The sequence below is a fragment of the Acidovorax sp. GW101-3H11 genome, from assembly GCF_001633105.1.
Classification (GTDB): domain Bacteria; phylum Pseudomonadota; class Gammaproteobacteria; order Burkholderiales; family Burkholderiaceae_C; genus Acidovorax.
This window is the reverse complement of sequence record NZ_LUKZ01000014.1, coordinates 54,617-78,644: the sequence shown is the minus strand read 5'-3', so window position 1 is coordinate 78,644 and position 24,028 is coordinate 54,617. Positions and strand designations below refer to the sequence as shown.

Sequence of the window (24,028 nt, the reverse complement as noted above, 5' to 3'; positions counted from 1 at the left end):
GCGAAGCCGCCCAATACGTCTAAAACATGTTCGTCATCATTGGTTACGTCGTCTGTTTAGGCTGCATCTTCGGCGTGTACATCGTGCACGGTGGAAACATCACTGTGATCCTGAAGGCCCTGCCCTTCGAGATCATCACCATTCTGGGCGGCGCCCTGGGCGCCTTTGTGGTGAACAACCAGCCCAAGGTGATCAAGGCCACCCTGGCCGCGCTGCCCATGGCGCTCAAGGGGTCCAAATACACCAAGGACCGCTACATGGAGCTGATGGCCATGCTCTATGACATCCTGCAGAAGGCCCGCAAGGAAGGGCTGATGGCGATCGAAAAGGATGTCGAGACGCCCCACGAGTCCGAGATCTTCAAGAAATACCCCACGGTGGGCAGCGACCACCATGTGATCGAGTTCACCACCGACTACCTGCGCATGATGGTGTCGGGCAACCTCAACTCCCACGAGATCGAAGCGCTGATGGACAGCGAGATCGACACCCACCACCAGGAGGCCCACGCCCCCGTGGCCGCGCTGGCCCGGCTGGCGGGCGCCCTGCCTGCGTTCGGCATCGTGGCCGCCGTGCTGGGCGTGGTGAACACCATGGGCTCGGTGGGCCAGCCGCCCTCGGTGCTGGGCGGCATGATCGGCTCGGCGCTGGTGGGAACGTTCCTCGGGATCTTGCTGGCCTATGGCGTGGTGGAACCCCTGGGCGGACTGGTCGAGCAAAAGACCGAGGACGCCGCCAAGGAACTGCAGTGCATCAAGTCCACCCTGCTGGCCAGCATGCAGGGCTACAACCCGGCCACCGCCATCGAATTTGGCCGCAAGGTGCTTTTCTCCGATGTCCGCCCCAGCTTCACCGAGCTGGAGGGGCATGTGAAAGGCAAGAAGTAGCGCAGCCAGCGCCCCTGGGCCCGCAACACCATGGCAGAAAAGAAACTCCAGCCCATCATCATCAAGCGCATCAAGAAAGGCGGCCATGCCGTGCACGGTGGCGCCTGGAAGATCGCGTATGCCGACTTCGTGACGGCCATGATGGCGTTCTTCCTGCTGATGTGGCTGCTGGGCTCCACGGCCAAGGGCGAGCTGCAGGGGATTGCGGCGTATTTCGCGTCGCCGCTCAAGGTGGCGATGACCGGCGGCGACGGCTCGGGCAACAGTTCCAGCGTGATCCCGGGCGGGGGCAACGACCTGGCCAAGGTGCACGGGCAGGTGCGGCGCTCCGACGTAGAGGAGGCCAAGCAGCGCCGCATGAGCATCGACGCAGCCCGGGCCGAGCGCGCCAAGCAGGATCTGGACCGCATCAAGGCCCTGGAGGCCAAGATCGATGCACTCATCACCGAAAACCCGCGCCTGAATGAGTACAAGTCTCAAATCCGCATCGACATCACGCCCGACGGTCTGCAGATCCAAATCATCGATGACCAGAACCGCCCCATGTTCGACAGTGGCAGCGCGTTGGTAAAACCCTACATGCGCGACATCCTGCGCGAAATCGGCGCCGCCCTGGGCGGGGTGGAAAACCGCATCAGCCTGGCAGGCCACACCGATGCCGTGCCCTATGGCAACAGCGAGCGCGGCTATAGCAACTGGGAGCTGTCGGCCGACCGCGCCAACGCCACGCGGCGCGAGCTGGTTTCGGCCGGCATGCCAGACGCTAAACTGGGCCGCGTGGTGGGCCTGGCGGCCAGCGACCTGCTGGAGCCAAACAACCCGCGCGCACCTGCCAACCGGCGCATCACCATCACGGTGTTGACCCGCGAAGCCGAAGAACGTCTCATGGGCAAAGGGATCCCTGAAATCACTTCCACAGAACTGCTGAATGAAAAGCGGGAAAATCCCCCCCCAAGCAGGTAACAGTTACGACTTGTCACCTAACCTGCCACCCATGACAATGCCTACAGTAATTCTCGACCGAAAGGGTCCCAAGTGACCACAGCCCTTCGTTTTCTGATCGTTGACGACTTCTCCACCATGCGACGCATCGTGCGCAACCTGCTCAAAGAAAGCGGGTTCTCCGATGCCGACGAGGCCGAGGATGGCGTGGCAGCCCTCAACAAGCTGCGCAACAGCAAGTTCGACTTCGTGGTGACCGACATCAACATGCCCAACATGAACGGGTTCCAGTTGCTGGCCGAGATCAAGAAGGACGACAAGCTCAAGCACCTGCCCGTGCTGATGGTGACCGCCGAGGCCCGCAAGGAAGACATCGTTGCCGCCGCCCAAGGGGGCGCCGCGGGCTACATCGTCAAACCCTTTACCAAGGCAACCCTCGAGGAAAAGGTGACCTTGATTCTGAAGAAGATGGGGTTATGACACCATGGATGCCACACCGGACCACAGCCAGCCGCCTGCCGATGTACACCACAAGATTGGCCTGCTGACCCGCCAGCTGCACGATTCGCTCAACGAACTCGGCTACGCCGACAAGCTGCGCGGCTCCATGGGCCAACTGCCAGATGCGCAGAGCCGCCTGTCCTACATCGCCCGCCTGACCGGCGAAGCAGCCGAAAAAGTGCTCAGTCGCGTGGAGCAGGCCAAGGCCCAGCACGACTTCATCGCGGCCGAGACGCGGCGGGTCGTCGGCTCGCTGGTGGCCGACCCAGTGGCTGCCGTGGCCAAGGGTGAAATCTTCAACTTCCTGACCGACGTGGAGCGCGTGACCAAAGAAGCCGACACGCACCTCACCGAGATCATGATGGCGCAGGACTTCCACGACCTCACCGGCCAGGTGATTGCGCGTGTGGTGAACCTGGCGGCCACCATCGAAGAGCAGCTGGTGCAGTTGCTTATTCAGACCGCACCACCCACCGCCCAGGTACCTGTGGCTGAGGCCAAGCCGGTTCATCTGCAAGGCCCTGTGGTGGATCCCGAGAACACACCCGACGTGGTCACCGACCAGTCCCAGGTGGACGACCTGCTGGCCAGCCTGGGGTTCTGACCGCCTGCGGGCTTTTGCTGACCGTCTGTGGGCTTTTCACCGGGCTTACATGCTCAAAATGGCCATTTGCGCGCGTCCATCAAGCGCTTTTAGCTATCATTTTTGAAAACACCTTTCTTGCTTGAGCACCCCCTTGCGGGTGCCAGTGCGCCGCCGAAAACGCTGGCGGCAGCAGGGAAAAGAGGGGGCCGCAGCCCCCTTATCCAGCTTTAGATTTCCGGGTCGCTCACGACAATGGCATGACACCAGCGCCGTCATGCCACCATGGAATCCAGCCAAGAAAAAAGCCTCCCCGCGTCAGAGCGCAAGCTGCAGAAAGCGCGCGAAGACGGCCAAGGGGCACGCTCGCGCGACCTGTCGCACCTGGCCATCCTGGGGGCGGGCGCGGCCTGCATGCTGCTGCTGACCCCCCAGCTCATGGACCACCTGCAAAAGGCCATGAGCCAGCAGCTGGCTTTTGACTCCGCCACCGTGATGGCGCCGGGCACCATGCTCCAGCGCCTGCAGAGCATGGTGGTGGTGGGCACGGTGGCCAGCTTGGCGTTTGCACTGCTCACCAGCGCCGCCGCACTCCTCAGCGCCATCGGCGCGGGCGGCTGGATCCTCAGCACCAAACCCATCGCTCCCCAGTTCAACCGCCTGAACCCCATTTCGGGCCTGGCCAACCTGTTCTCCAAGCAGCAGATGGCCAACGTGGCCAAGATGGTGCTCATGAGCGCGATCCTGACCTGGGTGGCCTGGAAGTTCATCGGCAATAGCATCGAGGCCGTGGCCATGCTGGTGCTGCAACCCTCGCCCCTGGCGCTGCGGCAGGTGGCCGACTGGCTGACTTCGGGCATGAGCCTCTTGCTGCTGGTGGTGTTCCTGGCCGCACTGGTGGACGTGCCCCTGCAGGCGTTCTTCTTCAAGGACCGCCTGAAGATGTCGCACGAAGAGGTCAAGCAGGAACACAAGGAATCGGACGGCAACCCCCACACCAAGGGCCGCATCCGCCAGAAGCAGCGCGAGATTGCCGACCGCGCCAGCGTGGCTGCCGTGCCCAAGGCCGACTTTGTGGTCATGAACCCCACCCACTATGCGGTGGCACTGAAGTACGACGACAAGACCATGAGCGCCCCCCAGGTGATCGCACGGGGCACCGACCTCGTCGCCATGAAGATCCGCGACGTGGCCAAGGAACACAGCGTGCCCGTGCTGCAGTCGCCCATGCTGGCCCGCGCGCTCTATGCCCACGCCGAGCTGGACCAGGCCATCCCCGCCACGCTCTACACCGCCGTGGCCCAGGTGCTGGCCTATGTGTACCGCCTGAAGGCAGCACTGCGCGGCGAAGGCCGCATGCCCGACAGCCTGGTGGAGCCCTATGTGCCGCCTGAACTCGATCCGCTGAACCGCACTCCCGTGCAAGGTGCTGCCGTATGAACACCTCCGTAAAGTCTTTGCAGCAATGGGCGGGCTCCAACGCCAGCGCACTCCAGGGGCTGTCGGCCCCGTTGCTGGTGGTGGCCATCCTGGCGCTGATGGTGCTGCCCATCCCGCCCTGGATGCTGGACGCGTTCTTCACGCTCAACATCGCGGTGGCGCTGATGGTGATGATGGTCGCGGCCTACATGCTGCGTCCGCTGGACTTCGCGGCGTTCCCTTCGGTGCTGCTGCTCACCACGCTGATGCGCCTGTCGCTGAACGTGGCCTCCACCCGCGTGGTGCTGCTGGAAGGCCACACCGGCCCGGGCGCTGCGGGTGCGGTGATCGAGGCCTTCGGCCACTTCCTGATCGGTGGCAACTTTGCCGTGGGCCTGATCGTGTTCGCCATCCTGGTGGTGATCAACTTTGTGGTGATCACCAAGGGCGCCGAGCGCATTGCCGAGGTGTCGGCCCGCTTCACCCTGGACGCCATGCCCGGCAAGCAGATGGCGGTGGACGCCGACCTGAATGCCGGCCTGATCGACGAGAAGGAAGCCAAGCGCCGCCGTGCCGAAGTGTCGGAAGAAGCGAACTTCTTCGGCTCGATGGATGGTGCCTCCAAGTTCGTGCGCGGCGATGCGATCGCCGGCATCTTGATTCTGATCATCAACATCGTGGGCGGCTTTGCCATCGGCATGCTGCAGCACGGCCTGTCGGCCAGCAAGGCGGCCGACAGCTACATCCTGCTGGCTGTGGGCGATGCGCTGGTGGCACAGATCCCCGGCCTCTTGATCTCGGTGGCGGCCGCCATGGTGATCTCGCGCGTGGGCAAGGAACAGGACATGGGCCGCCAGATCGTGCAGCAGCTGTTCATGTCGCCCCGCGTGCTGGGCGTGACCGCTGGCATCCTGGTGCTGCTGGGCCTCATCCCCGGCATGCCCCACCTGGTGTTCCTGAGCATGGGCGGCCTGCTGGGCTATGGCGCATGGGTGCTGCACGAACGCCAGAAAGTGCCACCAGAAGTCGAGGCACCGCCTGCCCCCGTGGGCGACGGCGAGGCCACCTGGGACGACCTGCAGCCCGTGGACCTGCTGGGCCTGGAGCTGGGTTACCGCCTCATCAGCCTGGTGGACAAGAGCCGCCAGGGCGACCTGCTGACCCGCATCAAGGGCGTACGCCGCAAGTTTGCGCAGGAGGTAGGCTTTCTGCCCCCCGCCGTGCATGTGCGCGACAACCTCGAACTCAAGCCCAGCGGCTACCGCATCACGCTGCGTGGCGTGGTGGTGGGCGAAGGCGAGGCTTTCCCCGGCATGTTCCTGGCCATCAATCCCGGCGGCATCACGACGCCCCTGATCGGCACACCCACCACCGACCCCGCATTTGGCCTGCCAGCACACTGGATCGACGACCGGCAGAAGGAAGCCGCACAAATGGCGGGTTTTACGGTCGTTGATTCCGAAACCGTGATGGCCACCCATTTGTCACACTTGATGCAAGTGCAGGCAGCCAAGCTCCTCAGTCGCACCGAAACGCAGCAACTGGTGGAACACGTGGCCAAGCTGGCTCCCAAGCTCATCGAAGAAGTGGTCCCGAAAATGGTCTCCATCGCAACGTTCCAGAAGGTCCTCCAGCTGCTGCTGGAAGAGTCTGTGCACATCCGCGATATCCGCACCATCATCGAGACGCTGGCCGAACATGCCGGTGCGGTCTCCGACCCCGTCGAGCTGGCCCGCCGCGTGCGCATTGCGCTGTCGCCCGCCATCGTGCAGCAGATCTACGGCCCCACCCGCGAACTCAACGTCATTGCCATCGAACCCGGCCTGGAGCGCCTTTTGGTGCAGGCGCTGGGCAACACGGCAGGCCCCGCGCTCGACCCCGGCGTGGCCGACATCCTCACGCAAAAGGCGGCCGAAGTGGCCCTCAAGCAGGAAGAGATGGGCCTGCCCGCCTGCCTGCTGGTTCCCGACCAGATCCGCAACGCCATCTCTCGCCTGGTGCGCCGCGTCGCACCCCGCCTGCAGGTGCTTGCGCACAGTGAAATCCCAGAGACCCACACCATCCGCATTGGGCCGATCCTTAAAGGTGCATCAGCATGAACATCAAACGCTTTACCGCCCCCACCTCCCGGGAGGCTCTGGCCAAGGCGCGCATGGCCTTTGGCGACGGCACACTGATCCTGTCCAACCGCCCGACGGCCAACGGCGTCGAAGTGGTGGCGACGGCCGAAGACACGCTCTCGGCGCTGGACGGTGGTGGTGCAGGCAACACCTCCAGCGCACCGCTGCTGGCCCCCAGCGCGCCGCGCAGCAGCAGCACGCAGCCCGCCCGCTCCAGCCTGGCCAGCCAGGCGGCGGCAGCAGGCCTGGGCCGCAACCCGGTGGAGGAAGACACCGAGCAGCTGGCGATGAGCACGCTGTCCTTCCAGGACTACGTGCGTGAGCGCATGCTGCGCCGCCGCCACGAAGCCCTGCATGGCGCGGCGGAAGCCCCGACGCTGTCGGAGCGCAGCCGCGATCAGGAGCCTGAACGGGAGCGCGAACGCATGCCCGCCCCGGCCGTGGCCGTGGCGCGCCACAACCCGCTGCGCACCATCCCCATGGACATCCCGCCCGAGCCCCCGCGCCGTCGGCAGGAAGCGGCCAGCGCCCACCTGATCCAGTCGAACAACCAGCAAAGCCTGATGAACGAGCTGCACTCCATGAAGGAGTTGATCGAAGACCGCTTCAACACGCTGGCCTGGCTGGGCCAGGCGCGCCAGAACCCGATCCAGTCCAACCTGATGCTCAAGATGATCCGCGCAGGCTACTCGCCTTCGCTGGCCCGCGCCGTGCTCGAACGCATGCCTGAAGATCTGTCGGCCGCCGAATCGGTGCGCTGGCTGATGGAGGTGCTGGAGCGCAACCTCAAGACCGACCAGGCCGAGCCCCCGCTGTACGAACAAGGCGGCATCTTTGCCATGGTGGGCTCCACCGGCGTGGGCAAGACCACCACCACGGCCAAGCTGGCCGCCATGTGCGCGCGCATCCACGGCCCCGGCAGCGTGGGCCTGATCACACTCGACACCTACCGCGTGGGCGCCCACGAACAGCTGCGCACCTACGGCCGCATGCTGGGCATCGTGGCCCACCTGGCCCATGACCGCGCCGCACTGCAGGACCTGCTGGGCCTGCTGTCCGGCAAGAAGATGGTGCTCATCGACACCACCGGCGTCGCGCCCCGCGACCCGCGCAAGCGCGACATGCTGGACGTGCTGGACCTGCCCCACGTGAACCGCCTCTTGGTGCTCAACGCCGGCTGCCATGGCGACACGCTGGACGACGTGCTCACCGCGTTCAAGACCGACGGCTCGCAGCAGGCCATCCTGTCCAAGGTGGACGAGGCCGTGAAGCTCGGCCCCGCCATCGACGCGCTGATCCGCCACCAGATGGTGCTGCGCGGCGTGACCAATGGCCAGCGCGTGCCCGAGGACTGGGAGCGCGCCAACGCGCACCAGCTCATCAGCACCTCGATGCGTGCCCCTGCCAAGTCGGCGTTCGACCCCAAGGCCACCGACCTGAACTTCTTCTTCTCGCACTCTCCCGACACCATCACCGAAGGGGGGCTGGTCGATGCTTGATCTGGGTTTTCACCAGGCCGCCGGCCTGCACAGTTTCACGCCGCAGGCCGAGTTGCGCATGCTGGCAGTGGTCAGCCAGGGCAACGCCGGAAGCGGGCTGGAAACGCTCTGGCAGATCTGCGCCAGCCTGCAGCGGCTGGGCTACCCCGTGGTGGTGCTGGACGGCACGGCCCAGGAGACAGACAACAGCCCGGGCCTGCTGCACCTGCTGCAGCATGCCTCGTGGAACGACGGCGCGCAGCTGAACCTGGGGGCCACCGCGTCCTCGCTGGCGGTGATCCCGGCCGCCAAGGGCCTGCAGCATCTCAGCCGCAAGGCGGGCGACACCACGCGCTCCCCCATGGAGGACCTGCTGCCCTATTTCAGGACCTACGGCCTGATGGTGATCCACGCGCCCGCCTCCACGCTGGGGCCCTTGCTGACCCACACGGCCACGGTGCCACTGGTGGTGATGGGCGGCGGTTCGGCGGGCGTGATGACCAGCTACAAAAGCCTCAAGCAGATTGCCCTGCACACCGGGCTGCCCTGCATGGTGGCCGCTTTGCTGCACAGCAACACAGCCGCCGAGCGCCGCAAGGCCCAGTCACAGCTGATGACGCTGCAGGCCTGCGCCGAGCGCCACCTGGGGGGCCCCATACGGACCACCACCATCGCCACACAGAACCCCCAGGAGCTTCAGCGCCTGGCCTTGCAACTGCTGGAAAATGCGGGCACCATGAACGGATCGCTGACTGCGCTGCCTTCCAGCACCTTGGCAGACATGCCTGCACATTTTGTCCGGAGCCATTGAGTTGATTTTTCCGGAGAAGTTGATCTGATGTACACCGCCAAAGGCCAGCTCGATCGTGACGCGATGATCCGCCAGCATGTGCCGCTGGTACGGAGAATTGCGCACCACATGATCGCCAAGCTGCCGCCCAATGTGGAGCTGGATGACTTGATCCAAGTCGGCATGATGGGCCTGGCCGAAGCGCTGTCGCGCTACGAAGTCGCCCAGGGCGTTCAGTTTGAGACCTTTGCCACCCAGCGCATCCGGGGCGCCATGCTCGACGAGCTGCGCGAGGGCGACTGGATGAGCCGCAGCTCGCGCAAGAGCCAGAAAGACATCGAACACGCGGTGCACAGGCTGGAGCAGAAGCTGGGCCGCAGCCCGCTCGAATCGGAAATCGCCAGCGAAATGGGCATGAGCCTGCCCGACTACCAGAACCTGCTGGGGAAGGTCCGGGGCACCCAGCTGGTGTACCTGGAAGACATGACCCACGGCAACGACGACGAGGACGGGTTTCTGGACCGCCATGTCGCCGACGCCGATGCCGACCCGGTCGAGCTGCTGCGCGACCAGCGCCTCAAGACCTCGCTGGTCAACGCCATCAAGAGCCTGCCCGAACGCGAGCAGCACATCATGGGCATGTACTACGAGCACGACATGAATCTCAAGGAGATTGCAGCCGTGCTGGGCGTGACGGAGTCACGGGTGTGCCAGCTGCACAGCCAGTCCATCGCCCGCCTGCGCGCCAAGATGCGCGCGCATTGAACTTGGATTTACCTTGGATTGACCTTATTTTCCCGCCGCCCCATAGGGCGCGCCGGGCCAAGGTCCATCTCCCTCAATCAGCCTGCAGAACGGTAGATGCGCGCCACGCCCGGCTTGGCCGCGCGCGTTGACAGCCCATCGCCATAGGTCGATGCAGCATTGGAGGGAGGCAAAAGGCCCGCAGCCTGGCGGTCCGTCACGGCCGACAGGCGCGCGAGGTTGTCGCGCTGCACCGCCAGCATGCCGCTGATGACTTCCACCCGCTTTTGCACCGCTGCAGGCAACGGCACCCCATGCGCCGTGGATTGCTCCAGCGCGCGCGCAAACAGGGCCGCTGCGTCACGCAGGGCCACACTGTGTTGTTCCAGGGATTGGGGGTCTGCCGCGAGAAGGGCGGCGGTGACTTTATCGATCAGCTGCTCGACAGCCGAGAGGGATTCTTCCAGCGACATGGCGCATTGTGCGATGGATCGCGCCAGTCTGCAAAGCGGGCTCAACCCCGCGAACGGGTCAGGATCTCCTGGGCGTTGGACAGCATCTTGTCGGCGATGGCTTCGGCATCGACAGAAAACTCACCCTTCTCGATGGCAGCGCGGACTGCCTTGACCTTGCCGGCATCAAAATCACCGGCCACGCGGGAGGCGGGGTTCAGGCTTTGGGCAGCGATGGAAACCGTGACGGGCACACCGGCGGTTGACGCTGCAGCCAGGGCGTCTTTGGTGGCTCCTTCAGCAGCGCTGGCAGGAGTCTTGGCTTGCTTGGCAAGCCCCGTCTGCGGCAATGCGCCCGGGAGTTCCGGTTTTTGACCTATCTTCATCGCTCTCTCCACCACCCCGCATGATGTGGGGCACAGTAGCAATGTTTTCGACCCGTTTGGCCCGGACTTTAGCCATTTATCACCGGGGCGTCATCAAAGAGTGACGCCCACTGTCCCGCCTTCGTTCACTATTCCGCTCACGATGCGCCCATTCTCCATGCGGATGCGCACAGTTTGCCCCACGGCCCCGGCTGTCAGCGCCTGCCCTGCCGACGTGACCGCGTAGCCGGGCCCCTGGGCCACCACCTTCACCTGGGCCCCCGCGCGGAACAGCATGGGGGCCCGCACCATGCTCTGGCGCAAGGCCTGGCCCGCCACCAGCTGGCGCGCGGCCACCTGCCCCACCCAGAGGTCCGGGTTCGCCATCACCGGCGCGGTTTCGGCGGCCCAGTCCACCTCGGCTTCGGTGGCGTCGTTGGCGGTCAGTACAGCGCCGGGCGCCACATTGCCCGTCAGCACCCACGCCGGGCCAAACGCCTTGATGGTGACCGGCAGGAACACATTCCAGGCGGTGGCCCCCTCGACACAGCGCAACCCAAGGCGGGTACGCCCCCACAGGCGGGAGCCCACGGGCAAATAGGGCTCCACGCGCGCGCAAGGCGCCAGCCGCAGACGCGAATCCAGTGAGCCAACACTCACTTCCATGCGCAAGGGCAGCCCGGTGGGCGCACTGCGCGCCAGGGTGTCATCCAGCCAGCGCTGCGTCAGTGGGCCCAGGTCCGCCGAGGGATCGCCCGCCGCCTGGGCGCGGGCAGCGCCACCGGCGCCCAGGGCCAGCGTGCCCAGCACCACCAGGCACAGGGCCCGCCAAGCGGCACCTGCGGGGCGCTGCGCGGAGGAGCGGCCCGACACAACCGGGAGGGAAAACAAAAAACGGGGGGGAGTGGACATGGGACCTCCTGGGCATCGGGTGGCCAGCCCACCGGGGGCAGGGGCCATTTCACACCAGGAACTATAGGCAGACTGCGCCTGCCCAAAACCCGGAACTGCCCATCCATTTCCACGCTCTTCGCGCTTTAGAAAAAAGCAGCGGTTTCCATAATCAGGCAACGCCAAAAAAGCCTCTGGGGCTGGCGACTTTGCAACCGACGGTGTGAGGCACACATGCTTGACAAGATGACCAACCAGCTGAGTTTTCACAGCAACGCCCTAGTGCTGCGTGCGGAACGTCAGCGCGCCATCGCCAGCAACATTGCCAATGCCGACACCCCCGGCTACGTGGCGCGCGACTTCAAGTTTGGCGACGCGCTGCGGGAAGCCACGGGCATCGGCTCCTCGGGCACGGGCTCGGGTGTCACCCGCCTGGCCACCAACGGATCGCATGGCACGGCGGGCACCACCGACCCGCGCCACATGCCTTTGCCCACCGTGCCCACCACTGCCAGCATCGACCGGCAGGGCGCCCTGGGCTACACGGTGCAGACGCAGCCCAGCCTGGACAACAACTCGGTGGACCTGGACCGCGAACGCGCGAACTTCGTGGACAACTCCGTGCGGTATGAGGCCACGCTGCGCTTCATCAACGGCGGCGCCAAAACCATGCTCAGCGCCATCCAGGGGCAGTAAGCCAGTAGCGCAGCACAGAAAGCGAGCCACACCATGTCCATGTTCTCCATCTTCAACGTCTCCGGCAGCGCCATCAGCGCGCAGTCGCAGCGGCTCAACGTGGTGGCCAGCAACCTGGCCAACGTCGATGCCGTGGCGGGCCCCGACGGCAAGGCCTACAAGGCCCGCCAGGTGATTTTTCAGACGGCCGAGATGGGTGCGGAAAGCGCCGCCGGTGTACGCGTGAGCGGAATGAGCGAAAGCGACCTGCCCGGCCGCCGTGTGCACGACCCCGCCCACCCCTCGGCCGACGAGCAGGGCTATGTCACGCACTCCAACGTGAACGCGGTCGAGGAGATGGTCAACATGATCTCGGCCTCGCGCTCGTACCAGAACAACGTCGAGGTCATGAACACGGCCAAGTCGCTGCTCCTCAAGACCCTGCAGATGGGCCAATAACTTCAGGACGGACTCCGCCATGATCCTCAACTCCGCCACCAGCGCCCCCACGGTCACGGACGCGACCGGCACCAAAGCCAATGCCGGCACCGACCCCGCCGCCGCGCAAGACCGGTTCCTGAAGCTGCTCGTCGCGCAGCTCAACAACCAGGACCCGATGAACCCGCTGGACAACGCCCAGATGACCTCGCAAATTGCGCAGATCAACACGGTGACCGGTATCCAGCAGCTCAACCAGACCATGCAGAGCATGGCCGAGCAGTTCAACTCGCTGCAGGTCATGCAGGGCACGGCACTCATCGGGCGCAACGTGATGACCGACGGTTCCAGCCTGGCCGTGGCCGACAAGGCGGGCAAGGGCGGCTTCGAGATTCCCTCGGCCGCCACCAACGTGAAGATCGAGGTCACGACCGCAGGCGGCCAGGTGGTGGACACCATCGACCTGGGCGCCAAGGCCGCAGGCCGCCACACCTTCGAGTGGGACGCCAGCAAATACACCGGCACCACCGATGCGCTGCAGTTCCGCGTCACTGCCGTCAACGGCTCCACCAAGCTGTCGAGCACACCGCTGGCCCTGTCCAAGGTCACGGCCGCAGGCGCCGAAGACGGCCAGCTCAAGCTGACGCTGGCCAACGGCAAAACCATCACCTACAGCCAGATCAAGGCCCTGGTCTAACCCGGCCCGAACCCCTTTCCCGCCCCCATCAGGAGAACACCATGAGTTTTCAGCAAGGCCTGTCGGGCTTGAACGCCGCCAGCAAGAACCTCGACGTCATCGGGCACAACATTGCCAACTCCAACACCGTAGGGTTCAAGGCCTCGCGAGCCGAGTTTGCGGAGATGGTGGCCTCGGCCATCGGCTCGGCGGGCGGCTCCAATGCCGGTATCGGCGTGGAAGTGGCTGCGGTGGCGCAGCAGTTCACCCAGGGCAACCTCACGATCACGGGCAACAGCCTGGACGTGGCCATCAACGGCAACGGCTTCTTCACGCTCACGCTGCCCGATGGCACGCCTGCCTACACCCGCTCCGGCAACTTCAAGCTGGACAAGGAAGGCAACATGATCACCAACGACAACGCCTCGGTGATGGGCTACCCGGTGGACCCCGTCACCGGCCTGCGCTCGGGTACGGACCCCATCCCCATGGTGTTCCCCACGGCCGAGCCCATCCCCGCCAAGCAGACCACCACCATCACGGCCGCCTTCAACCTGGACGCACGCGCCACCGATGCGGCGGGCAACCCGGCGGCCACGCCGCCCATCCCGGCCACGCCACGCGCCACCTATGGCACCTCGATCAATGTGTTCGACAGCCAGGGTGTGGCCAAGCCCGTGAGCCTGTATTTCCAGAAGACCGCCACCGCCAACACCTGGGACGTGTACGACCAGCTGGACGACCCTACGGCCGTGCCGCCCGTGGTGGCCACGCCCATCGGCCAGATCACGTTTGACAACAACGGCGCCATCACCGGCCCGGTCGCCACGCCGCCCGCCACGGGCTTCTCGCTGCCGCTCACCGTCAACCCCACGCCGCCCAACCCCAACAACCTGCCCACCTACACGGTGGACGTGAGCCTGGACAAGGTGACGCAGTTCGGCACCAAGTTTGCCGTGTCCAACCTGAGCCAGGACGGCTACACCTCGGGCGAACTCACGGGCATCAACATCGAGAACAACGGGATGATCATGACCCGTTACTCCAACGGCGTGACCCGTGCCGAAGGCCAGCTGGCGCTGTCGAGCTTCCGCAACACGCAGGGCCTGGCCTCGGTGGGCAGCAACAACTGGGTGGCCACGTTCGAATCGGGCCAGCCCGTGGCGGGCACCGCCACCGACGGCAACTTCGGCTCGCTGCGTTCGGGGGCGCTGGAAGACTCCAACGTGGACCTCACGGCCGAGCTGGTGAACATGATGACCGCCCAGCGCGCCTACCAGGCCAACGCCCAGACCATCAAGACGCAAGACCAGGTGATGTCCACCCTGGTGAACCTGCGCTGACCGTCCGCTAACCGGCCGCTGACCTTGCACTGACCCCACCCAGGACCCCGGAGAGCCCCCATGGACCGCATCATCTACACCGCGATGACGGGCGCAAACGCCGCCGCCCACCGGCAGGCCGTGCTGTCCAACAACCTGGCCAACGCGTCCACGGGCGGGTTCCGTGCCGAGATGTCCACCTTCCGGTCGGTGCCGCTGCAGGGCGACGGCGCCAAGACCCGCGTGTTTGCGCTGGAGGCCACCTCGGGCTACGTCAACACCCCCGGCCCCGTGCAGCGCACCGGCCGCAACCTCGACGCGATGGCCGCAGGCAACGCCTGGTTTGCCGTGCAGGGCCTGGACGGCATCGAGGCCTACACCCGCGCAGGCAGCTTCGAGGTGTCGGCGGGCGGCCAGCTGCTCACGCCCACCGGGCTGCCGGTGTTGTCCGATGGCGGCGCCCCCATTGACGTGCCCCCCGGGGCCGAGGTCTCGCTGGGCTCCGACGGCACCATCACTGCCAAGGCTGCAGGCCAGCCCGCGCAGGCGATTGGCCGCCTGAAGCTCGCCACCCCCACGGCCGAAGACCCGCTCAAGCGCGGCGACGACGGCCTGTTCCGCACCGCATCGGGCGACCCGATGCCCAACGACGCCAATGCCCGCATGCTGTCGGGCGCGCAGGAAGGCTCCAACGTGAACCCGGTGGAAAGCATGGTGGGGATGATTGCCGCAGCACGCCAGTTCGAGCAGCAGATGCGCCTGCTGCAGACCGCCGAGACCAATGACAAGACCGCCAGCCAGTTGCTGAGCATGAACGGCTGAAGCCGCGCCCCACGCTGCCACGCCAAAAGGAAGCACCATGATCAACTCCCTCTGGATCGCCAAGACCGGTATGTCTGCCCAGCAGACCCAGCTCGACGTCATCTCGCACAACCTGGCCAACGTCTCCACCACCGGCTACAAGCGCAACAACGCGGTGTTTGAAGACCTGATCTACCAGAACCTGCGCCAGGTGGGCGCCAACACCACCGAGCAGAACCAGCTGCCCACCGGCCTGCACCTGGGCCTGGGCGTGCGCACCGTGGCCACCAGCCGCAACTTTGTGCAGGGCAGCCTGCAGGAGTCCAAAAACAACCTGGACGTGGCCATCAACGGCAACGGTTTCCTGGAAGTGACCATGCCCGACGGCACCATCGGCTACACGCGCGACGGCTCGTTCCAGGTCGATGCCCAGGGCCGCCTGGTCAACTCCAGCGGCCTGCCCGTGGCCAACGGCATCACCGTGCCCGCCAACGCCACCAGCGTGAGCATCAGCGCCGACGGCGTGGTGTCGGCCACCGTGCCCGGCAACACCCAGCCCCAGCCGCTGGGCAACCTGGCCATGTCGTCGTTCATCAACCCGGCGGGCCTGGAGCCCATCGGCCAGAACCTGTTCAAGGAATCGGCCGCCTCGGGCCAGCCCCAGCAGGGCACACCCGGCACCAACGGCCTGGGCATCCTGAAGCAGGGTTTTCTGGAAGCCTCGAACGTGAACGTGGTGGAAGAGCTGGTCACCATGATCCAGACCCAGCGCGCCTACGAGATGAATTCCAAGGCCATCCAGACCTCGGACCAGATGCTGGCCAAGCTGTCGCAGCTGTGATGGCCAGGAAGGACACCGCCATGAAGCACCTGATCGCCTCCAGCGCCCTGGCCTTGCTGGCCACGGGCTGCGCCACCCTGTCGCCACCGCCGCCCGTGGACATCCTGCCCACCACGCCGCCACCCATTGCCGCCGCCGCGCCGCGCACGCCGCCGCCGGTCACCGGCAGCCTGTTTCAGAACGCCAGCTACCGCCCCGCGTTCGAAGACCGCCGCGCGCGCATGGTGGGCGACAACGTGACGGTGATGATTGTCGAGAACGTCACGGCCAGCCAGAAGTCCTCGTCCACGGTGGACCGCACCTCCGAAGCCAAGGCAGGCATCACCAACCTGCCCTTCGTGAAGAAATCGCTCACCGACGTCACCACGCTGGGCGCGGGCTCGGAAAACACCTTCTCCGGCAAGGGCGGCACCGAAAGCGCCAACACTTTCACCGGCTCGATCACCACCACCGTGGTCGATGTTCTGCCCAACGGCCACCTGGTCGTGACCGGCGAGAAGCAGATCGGCGTGAACCAGAACGTGGACGTGCTGCGCTTCTCGGGCACCATCGACCCACGCGTGATGCAGCCCGGCAGCATCGTCAATTCCACCCAAGTCGCCAATGTGCGGGTCGAGTCGCGGGGCCGGGGCGCCCAGAACGAGGCCCAGGTCATGGGCTGGATGAACCGGTTCTTCAACACCATCACGCCGTTCTAGGCTCCCCCCTGAGGCGCTGCGCGCCTTCCCCCCTGAGGGGGGACGCCGCCAGCGCACGCAAGCGAAGCGCCGCATGTGCGGCTTGGCGGCCCTTGCGCGGCGGCCCGCACTGGGGCCGCGCCAGTTTTGACGGACACCGGGCTTTGGGACGGCTGTGGCTACAGTACCAGCCTGAATTTATTGCTATATTATTTATAGCAATAAACACTTACCGATAGTGCGGTAACGGCCTTTTTTGCTTACATTTTTCGCAGCAGAACAGCCTTGGCGCCAGCCCGGCGCGCTGCAGGCTGCCGACCGCCTTCCCCCCGCCCCGAAACCCACGCAATAGGCCGGTGAACCGGCTGCTTTTCGGGTTTTAGTTTCCGGCGGGGCCGCCCACAATCGGTGCCATGAAAGCCTTGTCCCACTCCCCCCTGCAGCGCATGGCGCGCGCACTGTGGCTGCTGCTGGCCCTGGGGGCCGCCTGCCTGGCCGGGCCTGCCCAGGCCCTGCGCATCAAGGAAGTGGCGGCCGTGCAGGGCGTGCGCAGCAACCAGCTGACGGGCTATGGCCTGATCGTGGGCCTGGACGGCACGGGCGACCAGACGACGCAGATGCCCTACACCACGCAGGCGATGTCGAACTACCTGCAGCAGATGGGCATCAGCCTGCCGCCGGGCTCGGCGAACCAGTTGCAGCTCAAGAACGTGGCGGCGGTGATCGTCACCGCCCAGCTCCCCGCATTTGCCCAGCCCGGGCAGATGATCGATGTGAACGTGTCCTCCATGGGCAACGCCAAGTCGCTCAAGGGCGGCACGCTCATCGTCACGCCGCTGCGCGGCGCCGATGGCGAGATCTACGCACTGGCCCAGGGCAATGTGGTGGTGGGCGGCGCAGGCGCGTCGTCCGGCGGCAGCAAGGTGCAGATCAACCACCTGAGCGCAGGCCGCGTTCCGCAGGGCGCACAGGTCGAGCGTGCCGTGCCCACGCCGCTCAACGAGGGCGACACCATCAGCCTGGGCCTGAACGCCTCCGACTTCCAGACCGCGCGGCGCGTGGTGCAGGCCATCAACACCAAGCTGGGCAATGGCGTGGCCACCGCGCTGGACGGCCGCACCGTGCAGGTGCGCGCCCCCACCGACCCCGGCGCCCGGGTAGGCTTCATCGCCGACCTGGAAGAGCTGCAGCTGGACGCCATGACGCCCGCCGCCAAGGTGGTCATCAACGCCCGCACCGGCTCGGTGGTGCTGAACCAGGCCGTCACGCTGGGCCCCTGCGCCATCGCGCACGGCAACCTGTCCATCACCATCAGTTCCACACCCGTCATCAGCCAGCCCGCGCCGTTCTCGCAGGGGCAGACGGTGGTGGCGCAGCAAAGCGACATCCGCATCAACCAGGAGCCGGGCAACATCATCCAGGTGCCCCCTTCGCCCCAACTGGCCGACGTGGTCAAGGCGCTCAACGCGCTGGGGGCCACGCCGGGCGACCTGCTGGCCATCCTGCAGGCCATCAAGGCCGCCGGCGCGCTCAACGCCGAACTGGAAGTGATCTGATGAAGCACCCCCTGAGTCGCTTCGCGCCTTCCCCCTCTCTCGCTGCGCGGGAGGGGAACACCCCCAGCGCGGCGGGGCGGCCCTTGCGCGGGGGTACTGGCCTTGAGCGCGCCAGTTTCGAACGCAGCGAACAAGGCACGTTCTATCAGGAGATCTGACCATGGCGCTCACTCTGCCCTCGTCCTCCAGCACCGCCAGCAACAGCACGTCCAATGCGCTGGCGGTGGACATCCGCTCGCTCAACTCGCTCAAGTACGACGCGGGCACGGCCAACAACGCGCAGACCACGCGCGAGGTGGCCAAGCAGTTCGAGTCGCTGTTCATGCGCGAGCTGATCAAGAGCATGCGCGACGCCACGATGAAATCCGGCCTCATGGAAGGCGAGCAGGCCAACCTGGGGCAGGACATGCTCGACCAGCAGCTGTCGGTGAACATGGCGGGCCAGCAGGGCGGGCTGTCTGAAGCCATTGCACGCCAGCTCTCGCGCCAGATGGGCGGCGCGGACACCACCTTCTCGGTGCCCTCCACCCTGAGCCTGCAGTCCGCCCTGCCCCGCGCTGCGGCCCCGGCGGCCAGCGGCAACACGCCCGCCGAGGCCACCATGCAGGCGCCCAAGGGCCGCGACGGCTTTGTGCAGCACCTCTCCGGCACCGCCGAACGCGTGGCGCAAGAGAGCGGCATCCCCGCCAGCTTCATGCTGGGCCAGGCCGGCCACGAAACCGGCTGGGGCAAGAGCGAGATCAAGCACAAGGACGGCTCCAACTCGTTCAATCTGTTCGGCATCAAGGCGGGCAAGGGCTGGACGGGCAAGGTGGCCGAGATCACCACCACCGAGTACATCAATGGCAAGGCCCAGAAGGTGACGGCGAAGTTCCGCGCCTACGACTCTTACGAGGATTCGTTCCGCGACTACGCCCGCCTCATCAAGGAAAGCCCGCGCTACGAGAAGGCCGAGTCCGTCGCCCAGTCCGGATCGGCCATGGCCTATGCCTCCGCGCTGCAAAAGGCAGGCTACGCCACCGACCCCGAATACGCCAAGAAGCTCAGTGGCGCCATCAACAGCGTGCTGCGCACCCAGCGTGCGCAAGCCTGAGAACGCGAGGTAAGCCATGAGTCTTCTCAACGTCGGCGCCCGCGCCCTGCTGGCCAACCAGGTGGCCCTGCAGACGGCAGGTCACAACATTGCCAATGTCAACACACCCGGCTATTCGCGCCAGACGGTGGTGCTGCAGACTGTGCAGGGTCAGTTCACGGGCGGCGGCTACATCGGCCAGGGGGTGGATGTGCAGACCATCCTGCGCAACCAGAGCGAGCTGCTCACGCGCCAGTCGGCCGCAGCAGGTTCGACCCAGGCCGCAGACATCGTGCGGTCCGAGCGCCTGCGGCAACTGCAGGAGGTCTTTAGCGGCGGCACGGCCGGGTTGGGTGCGGCGATCAACGACATGATGAATGCGTTCACGGATGTCGTGAGCGCACCTACCGACATCACTGCGCGCACAGTCGTGCTTACGCGCATTGACGAAACCGCCGCGCGCATGCGCACTGCTTCTGACCGCCTGAACGAACTTCAGTACACCGTCACCGAGCAACTGCAGAGCAGCGTCACGGCCATCAACGCACTGGCCAAGCAGATGGCCGGAATCAACGAGCAAATTGCACGCGCCAACGGCAACGGCCAGAGCCCCAACGATCTGCTGGACCAGCGAGACCAGATCATTCGCGACATCAACCAGTATGTGCAGACCACGCAGATCCCGGCCGACGATGGCACGGTGGGCCTGTTCGTGGCGGGCAGCCAGCCGCTGGTGCTGGGCACGACGGCCTCCAGCCTGTCCATAGACGACGCCACCCAATTTCCTGCCAGCGGCCAGATCAAGCTGTTCTTCAACCGCACCGGCGCGCCCCCGGTCGAGATGGACGAGAACGTGCTGGGCGGTGGCTCGGTCTCGGGCCTGCTGCGCTTCAACAACAACGACCTGACCGAAGGGCGCAACCTGCTCGGCCGCATGGCCATGGCCATTGGCATGACCATGAACGACCAGCAGAACCTGGGCCTGACGCTCGACGGCCTGCCGGGCAAGGACCTGTTTGCGCTGCCCGCCAGCATGCCGGGCTACACCAATGGCGCGGGCGTGGGCACCGTCTCGTTCACGGGCCCCACGCAGTTTGCGGCGTCTGACTACGAGATCCGCTTCACCACCGGCACGGCGGGCCAGGTCGTGCGCCTGTCCGATGGCAAGGCCACCCCCTTCACCAGCGCCGCCAACCTGGCCACGCTGCAGATCGACGGGCTCAACTTCAACCTGACCACGCCCGGCAACCCGGGCGAGCGCATGCTGTTCAAGCCGTTCAGCACGGCCGCCAACAACATCCAGGCGCTGGTGTATTCGCCGCGCGACCTGGCCGTGGCCAACCCCATCAACGCGGCCATGGGCACCGCCAACGGCGGCACCATGCAGTTGGGGGGGCTCAAGGCCACGGGCCTGCCCAACCCGCCCGGTCTGGTGCTGCCCGCCAATGCCAACCCCGCCGCCCTCCCGCCCATCCTGGGGGGTGTGCAGCTGCAGTTCACCGCCGGCCCGCCCACCACCTACGACGTGCTCGACCGGGGCACGGCCCCGCCCACCGTGCTGGCCGCCGCGCAGCCCTACACTTCGGGTGCACCGATTTCCATCAACGGGTGGGAGATCAAGCTGCAGGGCAGCCCCAAGACGGGCGACACCGTGGTCATCGGCAATGCGCTGGACCCCCAGTACGGCGACGCCTTCACCCGCAACGCGGGCAACGCCAGTGCGCTGATGAGCCTGCGCGATGTGAAGATGTTCGACGAGTCCACGCTCTCCGACGGCTATGCCAGCGCGATTGCCCAGGTGGGCACACGCACGCAGAGTGCGCTGTTTGCGGCCGAAATGTCCACCACCATCGCCGCCAACCTGGAGCGCGACCGCACGGCCGTGTCGGGCGTGAACCTGGACGAAGAGGCCGCCCGGCTGATCCAATACCAGCAGGCCTACCAGGCATCGTCCAAAATGATCCAGATTGCGCAGAATATCTTTGACTCGCTGCTGCAGGGCATGGGCCGCTGACCGCCGTTCAGGAGCTAGGAGTTCGACATGAGCAACAGCATCTACCGCCTTGGCACTGCCAATATGTACGACAACGCCCTGCGCAACCTGGGCGCGCGGCAGACCAACCTGTCCAACCTGCAGGAGAACCTCACCTCGGGCAAACGCGTGGTGCGGGCCAGCGACGACCCCGTGTCGGCCGCGCAGGCCGAGCGGGCACTCAACCGCCTGGCGCGCATCCAGACCGAACAGCGCGCGCTGGAGACCCAGCGCAATGCCATCGTCCAGGGCGAGTCCTCGCTGGGCGATGCGGTGGACCTGGTCCAGCGATTCCGCGAGCTGGTAGTGAGCGCTGGTGACGCGGCCATGACGCCCAACGACCGCGTCACGGTGGCCAACCAGCTGCAAGGCCTGCGCGAGCAATTGCTGGAGGTGGCCAACCGCAAGGACACCAACGGCATTCCGCTGATGAGTGCGCTGGGCAGCGCGCTGGCGCCCTTCCTGGGCCCGCTCAGCGGCTCGCCCGACTACAGCTTCCAGGGCCTGCCCGGCCAGACCGCCAGCACCGGCGTGACCGTGCCCGGCGCGCTGGATGGCGATTCGGCCTTCATGTTCGACCCCAACCGCGACGGCGTCTACACCGCCGGTGTGAGCGCCATCCCGGTGGGCCGCCAGCTCACCACCACCGCCATCACCCCCGCCAACCTGGCCCTGGTGACGGGCGACAACTACAGCATCACCTTCAGCGCCGTGGGTCCGGGTGCCACCACCGGCACCAGCACGGCCACCTACACCATCACCAACACCACCACCGGCGCAGTGTCTGCCCCCGTGGTGGTGCCCGACTACCCCACCGACAAGCCGGTGACCATTTCCGTCCCGGGCATTCCGGGGCTGACCTTCGACATCAAGGGCAACCCCGCCAACGGGGACACCGTCACCCTGCAGCCCAGCGCCAGCATGTTCAGCACGCTGGACAGCGCGATCAACGGTATCCGCAATGCCCCCAACAACAACGCCGCCATCCAGGCCGTGGGGCAGGCGCTGGCCAACATCGACACCGGGCTGGAGCGCGTGCACAACATGCGCAGCTATGCCGGTGAGCTGCTCAACCGCGCCGACCGCATCACGGGCGACCAGGAAAAGCGCTCCATCCAGCTCGAAGGCGACCGCTCGCGCGCCGAGGATCTCGATATGATCAAGGGCATTTCGGACTTCCAGAACCAGCAGGTGGGCTACGAGGCAGCGCTCAAGTCCTATGCCCAGGTTCAGAAGTTGTCGCTGTTCAATTTCATCAGTTAAAGCGGGTCTTCCCACGCCGCACAGCCCCGGGCAGGGGACGGGCCCCAACGACGAGACAACGCAGGAGAAGGTGTGAACGAATCCGCCATGCCCGCTCATCCCGCCAAAACACACCCGCTCGTCGTTGCAAATGCTCGCCATAGCCCGCACTATGGCTGTGCTTGGCGCCTAGACCGGCCGCGTTTTGGCGGCCTGCTCGGGCACGCCGGGTTCACTCACACCTTCTGAGAGCACATGGTCCAATCTGTCCTTGGTAGCCTGATTCTGGGCTACCGCCCTTTGTGGAACCGGGCCCGCAAGCTCGCGGGCATCCAGCTGTATGCGCACAACGAAGCGACGGCTGTGGTCGATGCCGGCCACCTGCTGCGCACCCTGCAAGAGCTGTGGTCCGCCAGCTCCCCACCCCTGCTGATCTCGGCCCAGACGCGCCAGCTGCTGTGCGACCTGCTCGAACACGCACCGCGTGGCGCGCCCTGGATTGAGGTGCGCGGCGACTGGCTTTCGGACTCGGCCATCTATTCACGCGTCAAGGCCGCCAACCAGCGTGGCCTCAAGCTGGTGTGGCGCGGCGATGCCCGCAAGCTCCCGGAGCCCGAGATTGCGCGCTGTTTTGACAACAGCCTGCTGACCCTGCGCCCCGAAGACGCCGTGGCGGCCCTGCAGACGGCCCCTGCGCGCCCCGGCGCCCCGGCCGCGCCCGCCCCCCGGGCCTCCAGCCCGGTGCTGGCCGGGCAGATGTACGAAAACGTGGCCAGCCGCGCGCTCATGGAGCATTGCCTGGACCAGGGCAACGCCATGGCCCTGGCGGGCTGGCCGTCGGAAGACGTGCTCTACAGCCTGCGCCACCATCCGCAGCAGCCATCGCACGCCGTGATCTTCAAGCTCATGAAGGCCATCGACGCCGAGCAGTCGCTGGAGACCTTCGAAGACATCATGGGCGAAGACCCGCTGCTGGCCTACCGCTTCATGGTCTACACCAACTCGGCCGCATTGGGCCTGCGCACCGGCATCGACTCGCTGCGCAGGGGCCTGGTGATGATGGGCTACAGCTCCATCAAGCGCTGGCTCTCCGACCAGCTGCCGCACGCCAGCACCGACCCCAACATGCTGCCCGTGCGCGCCGCCATGCTGATCCGCGCGCAGCTCACCGCCCACCTGCTGGACGCAGGCATCGAGAACGACCTGCGCCGCGAGATCTACCTGTGTGGCCTGTTCTCGCAGCTGGACGAGCTGCTGGGCGAGCCCCTGGGCACCATCCTGCGCCGCCTGCCGCTGTCCGAGCGCATCTACGATGCCACGGTGCTGCGCACCGGCCCCTACACCAGCGGCCTGCAGATGGCCTGTGCGCTGGAGACGGACGACGCCAGCGCGATCCGCCAGCTCTGCGAAACCTACGAGATGGATCTGGAAGAGGTCAACCGCGCGCTGTTGCGGGTTTTGGCCGATCTGAAAGTCGAACGGCCTCCCGCCGGGCGCTGACACCCGCTCACGCTGAATCGACAG

Annotated in this window: 24 protein-coding genes; 21 read left to right on the top strand and 3 right to left on the bottom strand. The window is 66.0% G+C overall.

Annotation, left to right across the window (positions count from 1 at the left end):
- The first annotated feature begins 26 nt into the window (after positions 1–26).
- The 9 genes from motA to A1D30_RS15550 all read left to right on the top strand — a co-directional run bounded on the left by motA (position 27) and on the right by A1D30_RS15550 (position 9,485).
- Entirely contained in the window at positions 27–887 is an 861-nt protein-coding gene (gene motA, locus A1D30_RS15590; protein ID WP_063461647.1) for a flagellar motor stator protein MotA, read from the top strand.
- A gap of 30 nt (positions 888–917) precedes the next feature.
- The gene (gene motB, locus A1D30_RS15585) at positions 918–1,850 is read left to right on the top strand and encodes a flagellar motor protein MotB (RefSeq protein WP_063461646.1); all 933 of its coding nucleotides are present in this window, start codon (positions 918–920) and stop codon (positions 1,848–1,850) included.
- A 72-nt stretch (positions 1,851–1,922) separates the two neighbouring features.
- Positions 1,923–2,309, top strand: a complete 387-nt coding sequence (gene cheY, locus A1D30_RS15580) for a chemotaxis response regulator CheY (RefSeq protein ID WP_015015821.1) — start codon at positions 1,923–1,925, stop codon at positions 2,307–2,309.
- Between the two features lie 4 nt (positions 2,310–2,313).
- Complete coding sequence (locus tag A1D30_RS15575) at positions 2,314–2,934, top strand: protein phosphatase CheZ (protein WP_063461645.1); 621 nt, start codon at positions 2,314–2,316, stop codon at positions 2,932–2,934.
- A 264-nt stretch (positions 2,935–3,198) separates the two neighbouring features.
- Positions 3,199–4,353: an EscU/YscU/HrcU family type III secretion system export apparatus switch protein gene (locus tag A1D30_RS15570; RefSeq protein WP_063461644.1), complete on the top strand. Its 1,155-nt coding sequence runs from the start codon at positions 3,199–3,201 to the stop codon at positions 4,351–4,353.
- Complete coding sequence (flhA, locus tag A1D30_RS15565) at positions 4,350–6,431, top strand: flagellar biosynthesis protein FlhA (RefSeq protein ID WP_063461643.1); 2,082 nt, start codon at positions 4,350–4,352, stop codon at positions 6,429–6,431. The genes A1D30_RS15570 and flhA overlap by 4 nt, the downstream gene beginning before the upstream one ends.
- A complete protein-coding gene (gene flhF / locus A1D30_RS15560) occupies positions 6,428–7,951 on the top strand; it encodes a flagellar biosynthesis protein FlhF (RefSeq protein ID WP_063461642.1) in 1,524 nt (507 codons plus the stop codon). Before flhA ends, flhF begins: the two co-directional genes overlap by 4 nt.
- A complete protein-coding gene (locus A1D30_RS15555; RefSeq protein WP_063461641.1) occupies positions 7,944–8,741 on the top strand; it encodes a hypothetical protein in 798 nt (265 codons plus the stop codon). Before flhF ends, A1D30_RS15555 begins: the two co-directional genes overlap by 8 nt.
- 27 nt (positions 8,742–8,768) lie before the next feature.
- Positions 8,769–9,485 carry an RNA polymerase sigma factor FliA gene (locus tag A1D30_RS15550; RefSeq protein ID WP_063461640.1) on the top strand — a complete coding sequence of 239 codons (717 nt, stop codon included), beginning with the start codon at positions 8,769–8,771 and terminating at the stop codon, positions 9,483–9,485.
- Positions 9,486–9,562: 77 nt separating this feature from the next.
- Here A1D30_RS15550 and A1D30_RS15545 read toward each other — a convergent pair whose 3' ends face one another.
- The 3 genes from A1D30_RS15545 to flgA form a co-directional block, all read right to left on the bottom strand.
- The gene (locus A1D30_RS15545) at positions 9,563–9,937 is read right to left on the bottom strand and encodes a hypothetical protein (RefSeq protein WP_063461639.1); all 375 of its coding nucleotides are present in this window, start codon (positions 9,935–9,937) and stop codon (positions 9,563–9,565) included.
- Positions 9,938–9,978: 41 nt separating this feature from the next.
- Complete coding sequence (flgM, locus tag A1D30_RS15540; RefSeq protein ID WP_063461638.1) at positions 9,979–10,302, bottom strand: flagellar biosynthesis anti-sigma factor FlgM; 324 nt, start codon at positions 10,300–10,302, stop codon at positions 9,979–9,981.
- A gap of 93 nt (positions 10,303–10,395) precedes the next feature.
- The gene (gene flgA / locus A1D30_RS15535; RefSeq protein ID WP_082836479.1) at positions 10,396–11,193 is read right to left on the bottom strand and encodes a flagellar basal body P-ring formation chaperone FlgA; all 798 of its coding nucleotides are present in this window, start codon (positions 11,191–11,193) and stop codon (positions 10,396–10,398) included.
- A 213-nt stretch (positions 11,194–11,406) separates the two neighbouring features.
- Here flgA and flgB point away from each other — a divergent pair, with 213 nt between their 5' ends.
- From flgB to A1D30_RS15475, 12 genes are all read left to right on the top strand, one after another.
- Positions 11,407–11,868, top strand: a complete 462-nt coding sequence (gene flgB, locus A1D30_RS15530) for a flagellar basal body rod protein FlgB (protein ID WP_063461636.1) — start codon at positions 11,407–11,409, stop codon at positions 11,866–11,868.
- A gap of 33 nt (positions 11,869–11,901) precedes the next feature.
- Positions 11,902–12,306 (top strand): flagellar basal body rod protein FlgC, encoded by a 405-nt coding sequence (gene flgC / locus A1D30_RS15525; protein WP_063461635.1) that lies wholly within the window; start codon positions 11,902–11,904, stop codon positions 12,304–12,306.
- A gap of 19 nt (positions 12,307–12,325) precedes the next feature.
- Positions 12,326–12,982, top strand: coding sequence for a flagellar hook assembly protein FlgD (locus A1D30_RS15520; protein WP_063461634.1), 657 nt, complete (start codon positions 12,326–12,328; stop codon positions 12,980–12,982).
- A 41-nt stretch (positions 12,983–13,023) separates the two neighbouring features.
- Entirely contained in the window at positions 13,024–14,304 is a 1,281-nt protein-coding gene (gene flgE, locus A1D30_RS15515) for a flagellar hook protein FlgE (protein ID WP_063461633.1), read from the top strand.
- Positions 14,305–14,364: 60 nt separating this feature from the next.
- A complete protein-coding gene (gene flgF / locus A1D30_RS15510) occupies positions 14,365–15,105 on the top strand; it encodes a flagellar basal-body rod protein FlgF (RefSeq protein ID WP_063461632.1) in 741 nt (246 codons plus the stop codon).
- Between the two features lie 37 nt (positions 15,106–15,142).
- Positions 15,143–15,925 (top strand): flagellar basal-body rod protein FlgG, encoded by a 783-nt coding sequence (gene flgG, locus A1D30_RS15505; protein WP_063461631.1) that lies wholly within the window; start codon positions 15,143–15,145, stop codon positions 15,923–15,925.
- A 20-nt stretch (positions 15,926–15,945) separates the two neighbouring features.
- The gene (locus tag A1D30_RS15500; protein ID WP_109790967.1) at positions 15,946–16,623 is read left to right on the top strand and encodes a flagellar basal body L-ring protein FlgH; all 678 of its coding nucleotides are present in this window, start codon (positions 15,946–15,948) and stop codon (positions 16,621–16,623) included.
- Positions 16,624–17,015: 392 nt separating this feature from the next.
- A complete protein-coding gene (locus A1D30_RS15495; RefSeq protein WP_063461629.1) occupies positions 17,016–18,158 on the top strand; it encodes a flagellar basal body P-ring protein FlgI in 1,143 nt (380 codons plus the stop codon).
- Between the two features lie 160 nt (positions 18,159–18,318).
- Entirely contained in the window at positions 18,319–19,251 is a 933-nt protein-coding gene (gene flgJ / locus A1D30_RS15490; RefSeq protein WP_063461628.1) for a flagellar assembly peptidoglycan hydrolase FlgJ, read from the top strand.
- A 16-nt stretch (positions 19,252–19,267) separates the two neighbouring features.
- Complete coding sequence (flgK, locus tag A1D30_RS15485) at positions 19,268–21,244, top strand: flagellar hook-associated protein FlgK (protein ID WP_063461627.1); 1,977 nt, start codon at positions 19,268–19,270, stop codon at positions 21,242–21,244.
- A 27-nt stretch (positions 21,245–21,271) separates the two neighbouring features.
- Entirely contained in the window at positions 21,272–22,525 is a 1,254-nt protein-coding gene (flgL, locus tag A1D30_RS15480; protein WP_063461626.1) for a flagellar hook-associated protein FlgL, read from the top strand.
- Between the two features lie 234 nt (positions 22,526–22,759).
- Entirely contained in the window at positions 22,760–24,004 is a 1,245-nt protein-coding gene (locus A1D30_RS15475; RefSeq protein WP_063461625.1) for an HDOD domain-containing protein, read from the top strand.
- Positions 24,005–24,028 lie beyond the last annotated feature (24 nt).